We start from the raw sequence: 9,403 nt of genomic DNA on the forward strand, positions 1-9,403 counted from the left end.
AGAGACCAACAGTCCCAAGCCGCTTAACGAAACCGTCCACGCTGCGAGGGGATGGACACTTTGCCGTCCTGCCGAGCCTGGTGAGGACGGCGAAAGTGCAGGCGTGGGTGCCCTTCCCGCAGACCTCATCCCTGCCACGCGTGAGAGGGGAGCCGCATGAGCGCCTCAGATAGTGCCGCCGAAGCCTCACGCCTGATTGGGTTCGGACTGCGGCCCAAACTCGTTCCTTCCCGCGACGAGGAATACCGGCGGCTCGTGCGGCGCTTCCGTGCCGACGACGAGTTCGCCGCCGTCACCGCCGCCGTTGCGCGGGGACTGGACCTGGTCATCCTCGAGGTCACCGAGCGAACAGGAGTGGTCGTCGCCTCTACCGAAGAGAGCGTGTTCGCCATCCGGATGTCCGACTACGCGCGCCGAACCGGCGGCGAGGGGAAAGCGCACGAGCGGGTGCTCCACGCCCTGGCCCACCTGGGTGCCGCTGCCCTTGCCTTCCCTCGGCCGGCCGATCTGGCCGACGAAAGCTACCTCGGCCGGATCACCGTAGAGGGAGTCGAGGCCTTCGTACGGCAGGCTGCAACGGCGCTCGCCGAGAACGCGACGGCCGAAGGAGAGGACACCGACCCCTCCAGCGACCGACCGGGACTGGAAACGGTGTGGCGGGTCTATGCGCGCCGCGCCCGGACCGGAGCGACCGGTGACGGACGCAAACTCGCCAGCTCCACCACAGGCATCGTCAGCAAAGCAGTCGCCTTCCTCGCCGACCAAGGCCTGCTCGTACGCACCGGTGACGCACGGGGCGGTACCTACCGCACGACGCCGCGCTACCGAGTTCAGGTCCGGGAGGCCGGCGCAATCATGTTCGAGGAGCTTCTGGCACTCGGTATCACCGCAATCACCGACGGGACGGGCACCCTGGCCGCTGTCGAATGGGCGCCCGACGACATCGCCAAGCTGTAGGGGATGGCCGTGTACGAACTCAACCGAGTCCGCATGTTCGGCGTCGGCCCACGTGGAGCCCGCTTCACCGACGTCACCTTGAACTTCGCCGATGTGGGAGCGCCCATCAGCGCAGGCACCTTGTTCGATGCACCGACGCGTCGCCCCAGCCCCTACAGCCTGCTCCTTCTGGAAAACGGCGGCGGCAAGAGCGTGCTGCTCAAACTGCTGTTCTCCGTGATCCTTCCCGGCAAACGCAACACCCTCGGCGGCGCGTCCGACGTCCTGGAGAAATTCGTCGTGGGTGAGGACGCCGGGCATGTCGTGCTGGAGTGGATGCACGTCAAAACCGGTGAGCGGGTCGTCACGGGAAAGACCTACCAGTGGCGGCGCAAGAGCACCAGCGACGGCCGCAAGCTCAGCGAGGCATGGTGGTCGCTGCGCCCCACCGCCGCCGTAGAGGTGGCCACGCTGCCGTTCACTGCCGACGGCCGCCGCTTACGACTGGGAGGCTTTCAGGAAGCGCTGGAGGAGATCGACCGCAGGCACCCTGCCACCCAGCTGGCCTGGATCGGCTCCCACCAGGGGGAGTGGCTCGAGCATCTGCGCAGCCTGCGCATCGAACCCGACCTGTTCGCCATCCAGCGACAGATGAACGCCGATGAAGGGGAGGCGGCCAGCGCGTTCAAGTTCAAGAGCAGCAAGGAGTTCGTCGACTGGCTGCTCACGGTCGTCATGGACCCGGCCGATGCGGTCAGCGTGGCAGAGAACTTCGACAGCTACGCCACCACCGTCGGCGACCGCTCGGCGATGTTGCTGGAGCGCGACTTCGCCGACGGCACCGTGGCCGCACTACGCCCGGTCGGCGCCGCATATTCCAAAGCCACGCAGGCGCGAGCGATGTTGGAGCACACCCGGCAGGGCGTTCGGACATTCAGTGCTCAAGTCGCAGCACGGCAAGCCGCTGAGCAGGCTGCTGCCCGACGGCTGAGCACTGAGTACGAATCCGCGGCCGCCGAAGCCAGTACGTCCGAGAGCGACCGTGACCGGACACGTGACGTAGTCAACGAAATCCGTCGTCAGACGCTTGTTCTCGAACTCGCGGTCGCAGAGGAACAGCAGAACGTCGCACAGGGCGGGCTTGCTGCGGCGGAACTAGAGCTGGCCGGCTGGGCGGCGTGCGAGACGGTCGCAGCACGCGATCAAGCAGCCGCTGATGCCCACGCAGTGACGCAACAGATCGCCGACGCCGAAGAGAACGCACGACCCGCCCTGGCCGCACGCGACACCGCTGCAGCCCGACTCCTGGCGAAACTGCATGACGAGGCAGCCAACGACCGAACGCGAGCACGGCAGCACAATCAGGAGGCCGAACAGCACAAGGCGGCCGCTGAGGAGGCGGACCAGCAGCGGACCACCGCGCTGCGCGCCGAAGAGAAGGCCCGCAGTGAGCACAAGTCTGCCCTGGCCGAGGTCACAGAGACCGCCCACGCAGTGGACCAAGCCGTCTCCGAGGGACTTCTCCCGGCCGGCACCGACGTGCCAGCTGCCGCCGTGGAAGCCCGAAGGAACGCAACCCGGCTGGGCGAGGCGCTCGCCGCGACAGAACGTGATGCTGCCGAGGTCGCGAGGGAGCTGAAGGCCGCCCAGGCCCGCGCCCGGAAGGCCGCCGAGGTACTGCTGGGCAAAGAGCGCGAGCGGGAGCCGCTGACGCAGCAGTTGCAGCATCTGACTACCTGGGCTTCCCGGCTCGCCACCGACGACGTTGTCCTCGCAGCCCTGGCGGTGGACAGCCTCGGCACCGAGGCCCTCGACGCGTCGGCCGAAGCACTCGCCCGTCAGCTTGCCGATGACATCGGCATGCGTGAGGAGCGCCTAGACGGCCTGCGCGGCGCACAGAACAACGACATCCGGGTGCTGACCGCCCTGGGCGACGGGGGCCTGCTACCAGCCAGACCTGAGACCGAGGCCGCTGTCGAGGTCTTGCGCGCTTCAGGGATTTCTGCCCACACCGGCTGGCGGTACCTGGCACAAAACGCCGCCGCGGACGAGCGCGCCCTACTCATCGCTGCGCATCCCGAACTCGCAGACGGCGTTGTGCTCGTCGACGCCACGCAGCTTTCGCAAGCCCGCACCGCAATCGAGGCGGCAGGGCTACTTCCCGCAGCCGCGATCGCCGTCGGCAGCGGCATGCAGCTCCTCACCGCAGCCGAGCTGACCGGCACCCGCTTCGTCCTTGACACCAACCCGGCGATGTTCGACGAGGCAGCCGCCGAGGCCCGCCGAGCGGAGCTGAGAGAGGACATGAACCGCCGTGGCCAGGACATCGAGAAGCTCACCATGGCAATACGCTGCACCCGGGACGTTGCTGCGGAACTGGCTGCCTGGCGCAACGCCTGCCCAACCGGCCGTCTCACCGAGCTGACCGAGCAAGCCCTCGCTGCCGACGCCGCAGTCACCACAGCCCAGGAACAGACAGCGGCAGAGACTGCGGAAGTGGAATCGTGGGCAGAGCGCGAGAACGGCTGCTCCACGCGACTTACTGAGCTGCGCGTACAGGAGCGGGCCGCTGCGGACACCGCAAGCGCCCTCGAACGCCTCGCGGCACGAGCGGAGCGCTCTGCCGACGCGCAGCGAAGAGCGGGAGAGCTGGAGCAGGCCAGAGAATCAGCTCGCCGCATCGTAGATGAGGCCACGGCAGCGAGGGAACAGCAGCTGGAGCAAGCCGAGGGGGCCGTGCGGGCGGCAGAAAACGCCCGAGACCGAGCCGAGCGCCACCTCGCCACTGCAGCCGAAGTCGTCACCGCCAGCGGCGAGGTGGACGCGGCCGTTCCAAGGGAGAGCCTGCTGGCTCTCCAGCAGGCATACGCAGCAGCAGCCGACGTCTACCGAAGCCTTGAGGTCGGCCAGGACCTCCGGTCACAGGCAGACCGGGTCACGACTGAGGCTGCCAGGCGCCGCACCGACGTTGAAAGCCTCACACCCGAAGTGACTACTGAAGCTGAACGACTGCTCACCACAGCAGCCGGCGCCGATCGCGCCAGCCGGCAGGCCGCTATCGCCCAGGCAAACCGTGAGAAGCAGCGACTAACCACAGCCATCAGCACAGCGGTTGAACGCATCGGACATCTCCGCAGTGAGCTGCGCACCGCTAGTCCCGGCGCCGAACGTGACCGAAACGTTTGGATCGTTCTCCCCGAGGCACGCCGCCCGACCTCCGTAGAGCAGGGACGCCAGCTCCTGGTGACCGCACAGGCCGAGCATCGTGCCGCGCAAGAGACCCTGGAAGCCGTGACGCGGCACGCCACAGACCTGCAATGGAAGACGCAGCAGGCAAGTGAAGCCGCCCGCAGCTTCCGAGAAGTCCTCCAACCCATGCAGGCAACCCTTGAGGACGCATCCAGCTCACTGGCGGGGTCGCCCTCCACCACGGAACGGGACCTTGACACTGCCGAACCCTATGAACAGTCGGTAGAGACCGCTCGCGAGCAGTCCGACCGGCTGCGGCGCAATCTGCGTGAAGCCCGCGCCGCCGCAAGTGCCGCCGACCATGAACTCGACGACCTCATCGCTGCCGCAGTCCACTTCGTCAGCGAGACTCGTTTCGACACCATGACGAACGTCGCTCGACGGGCCATCATCAGCCTGGGACGCGAACATCTGGGCGCCCGCGCCACAGAATTCGCCGAACAGCTCGCACAGCGGCTCGCCACGCTGAACACCGACCTGGACAACGCCAGCAAGCACCGCAAACTCATCGTCGAGCGACTCGCCGCGCTCACGGACGGGGCGCTCAAAACCCTACGCACCGCATCACGACTGTCGAAACTCCCCTCCGGACTCGGCGACTGGGAGAACAAGGAGTTCCTCCGCATCCGCTTCACCGACCCCGACCCCAGCCTGCTCGCCGCACGCATCGGCGAACTGGTCGACGACATCGCTGCCGCCACAGCAACCCGCCACATCGGAACCCGCGGCAGTGCCCCAAAGCGCGACGGCATCACACTCCTGCTGCGCTCCGCCGAGGTAGCCGTCCCCAAAGGCTTCACCGTCGAAGTACTCAAGCCGGACTCTGTCCTGCGCGACGAGCGCGTCCCCGTCGAGCAGATGAACAGCGTGTTCTCCGGAGGACAAGAACTCACCGCCGCGATCATCCTGTACTGCACGATGGCAGCGCTGCGAGCCAACGAACGAGGCCAGATGCGCAACCGCCACTCCGGAGTACTGTTCCTCGACAACCCGATCGGCAAGGCAAGCGCGTCCTACCTCCTCGACCTGCAGCAAGGCGTGGCCTCAGCCCTGGGCGTGCAACTGGTCTACACAACTGGACTGTCCGACGACCGCGCCCTGGCAGCGTTCCCCCTGTGGATCAGGATGCGCAACGACGCAGACCTGCGGGCCGGACTCAAGCACATCCGAGTCGCCGACACCGTCCGCGCCCAACTGCCCGATCCATACGATGACGACGAATCCGGCCTCCCCAGCACAGCGCCAGGCACGGTCACCGCAGCCCGTCTCTACCGCCGGCCCACGGAGACGCAATGAACCCCTCGACACCAGGCAACGTCATGCTGTCCCCACGAGCTTTGAGGCTCGCTGCAGCGCTGGAGGAATGGCCGCGAAGAACTCTCACCCTCGACGAGCTGTGGAAGATCTACGCGGTCACCGACGCTGCCTCCGCAACGCGCCCCAGCCGCCGCACAGACCTCGCTGAGGCCCTCGAAGCTCTCGCCGCCGCGGGCTTGATCAACTGCTCCCGTAGCCGGGACACTTCGGCAACCCCAGCACTGCCGACTCGCCTGACGCTGCCAGCTCCGCAACCCTCGCCCACGGCCGCAGCGTTAGCTCACACCATCGCGTGGCGCCCCGAGCTCGCCTGGGCGGCCTCCGCCCGACTCACGCTGGGACAAATAGGTGTCCTGCGCTCAATCAACGACTGGCTGCGTGACTGCGGCCGCGACGACGACGTCTCACCCTTGAGGGAACGCTCTCTCGAAGTCCTCGGACACGAGAAGCGCCTCGATGCTCTGCTCGGCACCTCCCTGTTTGCACCAGGCCGGCTCACCCTTGGACTCCTGCGCACCTTCCGAGCGCACCCGCCCCTGCCGGCCCGCCGGACCGGAGACGGCCCAGTGCTCCTCGTGGTGGAAAACGCCGATACCTTCGACACCCTCACTCGCGTGCTGACGGCCGGCCCTGGCGATGTCGGCTGGGTGGCCTGGGGCGCAGGGGCAGCATTCGAGGCATCGGTCGCCTCAGTCCTCGACATGACAGAGGTACGGGCTATCGCATACTTCGGAGACCTCGACGCCGATGGGCTCCGGATCCCGGCCAGTGCACACCGAAGGGCTGCTCAGGACGGACTGCCTCCCGTACATCCGGCGACAGGCCTGTACCGGTTGCTGCTCGACATGGGGGTGCCCCAGCCTGGCCAAGCGCCGCTCGCCGTGGGGAAGGCCAACGATCTCGCCAGCTGGCTCCTCGAGCCCCTCGCAACACGTGCAGCGTCCCTTCTCACCACCGGATGTCGGCTTGCGCAAGAGGCGGTCGGCACGCGTGCTCTACAGGCGCACATGGACACGAGTGAGTGGCGGGACGGCCTCGGATTCCCCAACTGACTGGATTCTGTGCGCGGCGATTGGAGGCTGTAGCCAATCGGCATTTTCAGCGTCGTGCTGCTGTCCGCGCAGGCTCGCTTGATCGCCCCACCCCGCGCGCACCATTGCGGTCGTCGCCCCGGTTGTCGTCCTCCCGCCGTACGCCACGGCCCAGTGCGCGTGCCACGGGATGAGGTAAACGTCGCAGGCCCCGACGCTCCCCAGCCCCGGGCCAAGTAGCTGCTGAAGCTGGTCCGTCGTGAGTTCGGCGCACCCGATATCAGCGTTGTCGAGACATAGTCCAGGGCCGCAACGCCCCGCTCAGATGCCCTACAGCGCCGTTGGCCCCTACGGCCCCGCCGGGCAGGCATGAGCGACCAGGCAAGCACCGACCCCGCCGACAACCCTGGATTCGCACCGAGCCCCCGCGGAACAAGTTCAACGATGCATGAGTTCCGCCAATGATTTCGTCGCAGTGCCGCTCGACACCTGATTCAATCCATATCTAGTCGACACCATCTGACGTTGAGCAGGTGTGGGTTTATGCCCCTCCCTCCCCATTGAGGCAATCGCGTACTGCAAGTGCGGCCCAAATGGAGACCTTTCCTTAGGGGGTGAGAGCACCCACCACAGGGTCACGTACTGAGTATTCCGAGTCCATTCGCTCATCGCGCTTCCATGAACAATGCGCGATTGATATCTCATATAGTCCTCCCCCTTGTGTGCGACCCAGGATGGTGCATCAATTTTATGTCGATATGACGGGATTTCCCATGAAGGTTGACCACTCCACTGGAAGTCGTCACCCATCGTTAGCGTCGCCCTATCTTTCCTCAGATACGCGACGGCGCCGTTAGCGCTGATTGCATCATAGCCGCCATTCGAAGGGAATTGCACCACCTTCTCCGAGGTCATTTCCGATCCGGGTTCAAGCTTTCGCCCGGGGAGTAGGAATTGCCCTTGCCCTAGCAAATCATAGCCACCTCGCCTAATGTAGCCATATCGAAAGACTTCGTTCCCCGCGTCGGAAAGAGTCACTCGCCAGTCTTTTTGGGGTACAGGCGCATCCTTATAGGCGCTTTTTCTGGCCGACACCTGGTACAGGGTGCCGATCGCGTAGACCCCCACCTTGCCGGTGTTCTTTGTGTGCAAGCGAAGTGGCATGGATGCCACTTTCCCTTTAGTGCTAATCCTGCCAAGCTCCACAGTGACAGAAACCATTGGAGGGGACGCATACGGCTCATACACTTGCGCATAGGCGAAGTTAGCGACACCCAGGAGCGCCGTAACTGCGGCACCGATAGCGATACTGCGAGGCGCGGCAATTCGAACCCAGGCCCTCTTCTTGCGGATCAGGTACCACAAGTAGCCGCAAGACCAGGCAATAAAGGTTGCCCAGATCCAGAAATATTTCACGAACGGGCTACTTCCATCGCCTCTTCCGTCGAATTGCAGGATGAGGAGGGCAATGTTTACGAAGAGTGGAATAAAGACGCCAAGCACGATTACATCGCCAGCATATTTCGCCTTACTCATCGAAGGTAGCATGAATACGAGAAGGGCTACCGCCTCAACTGTGGCTGCAACAATAAAGATAACTCCCCCGAGGCGTCCTGCGTACGTCAAAGCTCCCCGAGCATCTCGGAAGCCCAGTAGCCCGATTTCGACCACAGCGGCAAATAGGCCAGCGGCGAATGTGAGGCTTCCGGCCCACCTTGCTAGTGCTTTAACCTGGGGCATGTCGTCCAAACTGCCCGAAACGTAAGCCCCTCGCATTGCGGGTTAGTCCATCTGGCGCCAAGCCATCGCGCGTCATTAGCCATCGGCGTCCAGGCTTCTCAGAGGGTGCGCCCGGCCAGTGAAACCTCCAGGAGTTCCGGCGTGCGTCACCCTGTTGGCCGGTGTAAGCGCATGCTTCAGAAGGGGCGCCAATCGCGTCGACGAGTGTGGTGCACTTCCAGTGCCGCGCATGTGCAGCGGGTAACGAGTCGGTCACTATCGGCGGGGTGAGTGCGGTGAAGTGGTGAAATATTGACTTTCCCGGGATCCCTTAAGAAAAAACTATAGGAAAACCAGGATCGCCAAACTTTCGTCACTTCACCGCAGCACGCCATACCGCACGCGCAGGAGGCGCCAGACACGTGGCGGCCGAAGGGCAACCCTCCCGCTCTAGAGGGGCAGAGACGGCGGGGCGGTTACCGCGCACCCTCACCGTGCGGCCTCACGGCCATGACCACGGCGGACTGAGTCCACCCCTCTACTGCCAGTAGCTCAAGTGGTAAAGCACACCCGGCACTGCACGCTGAGCGATGATGCGAGTTCGAATCCCGCCGGCTGGCTAGCGTGTGCAACTCCCGCGGGGGAGGGCAGTGCGCTTAACGGGCTCGCTCTGGTGATCCCTTGGCGTGGCGGGTAGCTTCCGCGGAATCGCCTAAAGCGCCGCATGGTGTAACAGCAGCACAGGGCCCTCGCCGGGCCCGAGACCCGGTGCAATTCCGGGACGGCGCAAGCTAGCCCCCGTCGGGCGCACCGTAGGAGCCGTGAGGCTGCCGCTCGTGACACCCGGCAGGACTTTGGAGCAGGGGCCCCGCCGTTCTGACACCGCGTTTTCCCGCCTCCGGAGTCTCGGGGGTGCGCGGAGGCGGGGAAAGGCGGAACAGGAGGAGCTATGCGCACTCTCCATCCTTAATCGCAGTCAATGCACTCGTCAAAATTTGAACGTTACTGGTGTAGGTCGTCCGGGTGGCTACTTTCGCGAAGGGCCCCGCCTGCGGATTCAGGAGCGGGGCCACGCTTGCTGTGGGCAGTGCCTCGGAGGCTTCCCTACGTCCGCTGTAGACGTGGATCACGTGCGGCCACTCGCGTTGGGA

4 protein-coding genes are annotated in these 9,403 nt (G+C 65.2%); 3 read left to right on the forward strand and 1 reads right to left on the reverse strand.

Annotated features, from left to right (window positions below; genetic code table 11):
* The first annotated feature begins 156 nt into the window (after positions 1-156).
* From IEZ17_RS40705 to IEZ17_RS40715, 3 genes are read left to right on the forward strand one after another with little or no spacing between them, the layout of a single operon-like run.
* Positions 157-957, forward strand: a complete 801-nt coding sequence (locus IEZ17_RS40705) for a hypothetical protein (protein WP_189308676.1) — start codon at positions 157-159, stop codon at positions 955-957.
* 3 nt (positions 958-960) lie between these two features.
* Positions 961-5,481 (forward strand): coiled-coil domain-containing protein, encoded by a 4,521-nt coding sequence (locus IEZ17_RS40710; protein ID WP_189308677.1) that lies wholly within the window; start codon positions 961-963, stop codon positions 5,479-5,481.
* Complete coding sequence (locus tag IEZ17_RS40715; protein ID WP_229853111.1) at positions 5,478-6,554, forward strand: Wadjet anti-phage system protein JetD domain-containing protein; 1,077 nt, start codon at positions 5,478-5,480, stop codon at positions 6,552-6,554. The genes IEZ17_RS40710 and IEZ17_RS40715 overlap by 4 nt, the downstream gene beginning before the upstream one ends.
* A gap of 417 nt (positions 6,555-6,971) precedes the next feature.
* On the opposite strand, the gene IEZ17_RS40720 is transcribed toward IEZ17_RS40715, so the two are convergent.
* Positions 6,972-8,069 carry a hypothetical protein gene (locus IEZ17_RS40720; protein ID WP_189308678.1) on the reverse strand — a complete coding sequence of 366 codons (1,098 nt, stop codon included), beginning with the start codon at positions 8,067-8,069 and terminating at the stop codon, positions 6,972-6,974.
* Positions 8,070-9,403: the final 1,334 nt, after the last annotated feature.

Source organism: Streptomyces albospinus (assembly GCF_014648695.1).
Taxonomy (GTDB): Bacteria; Actinomycetota; Actinomycetes; order Streptomycetales; family Streptomycetaceae; genus Streptomyces; species Streptomyces albospinus.

What these genes read in the sequence shown, in the direction of transcription:
- IEZ17_RS40705 (WP_189308676.1), top strand. Translation starts at nt 157, where the DNA reads ATGAGCGCCTCAGATAGTGCCGCCGAAGCCTCACGCCTGATTGGGTTC.
- IEZ17_RS40710 (WP_189308677.1), top strand. Translation starts at nt 961, where the DNA reads ATGGCCGTGTACGAACTCAACCGAGTCCGCATGTTCGGCGTCGGCCCA.
- IEZ17_RS40715 (WP_229853111.1), top strand. Translation starts at nt 5,478, where the DNA reads ATGAACCCCTCGACACCAGGCAACGTCATGCTGTCCCCACGAGCTTTG.
- IEZ17_RS40720 (WP_189308678.1), bottom strand. Translation starts at nt 8,069, where the DNA reads ATGAGTAAGGCGAAATATGCTGGCGATGTAATCGTGCTTGGCGTCTTT.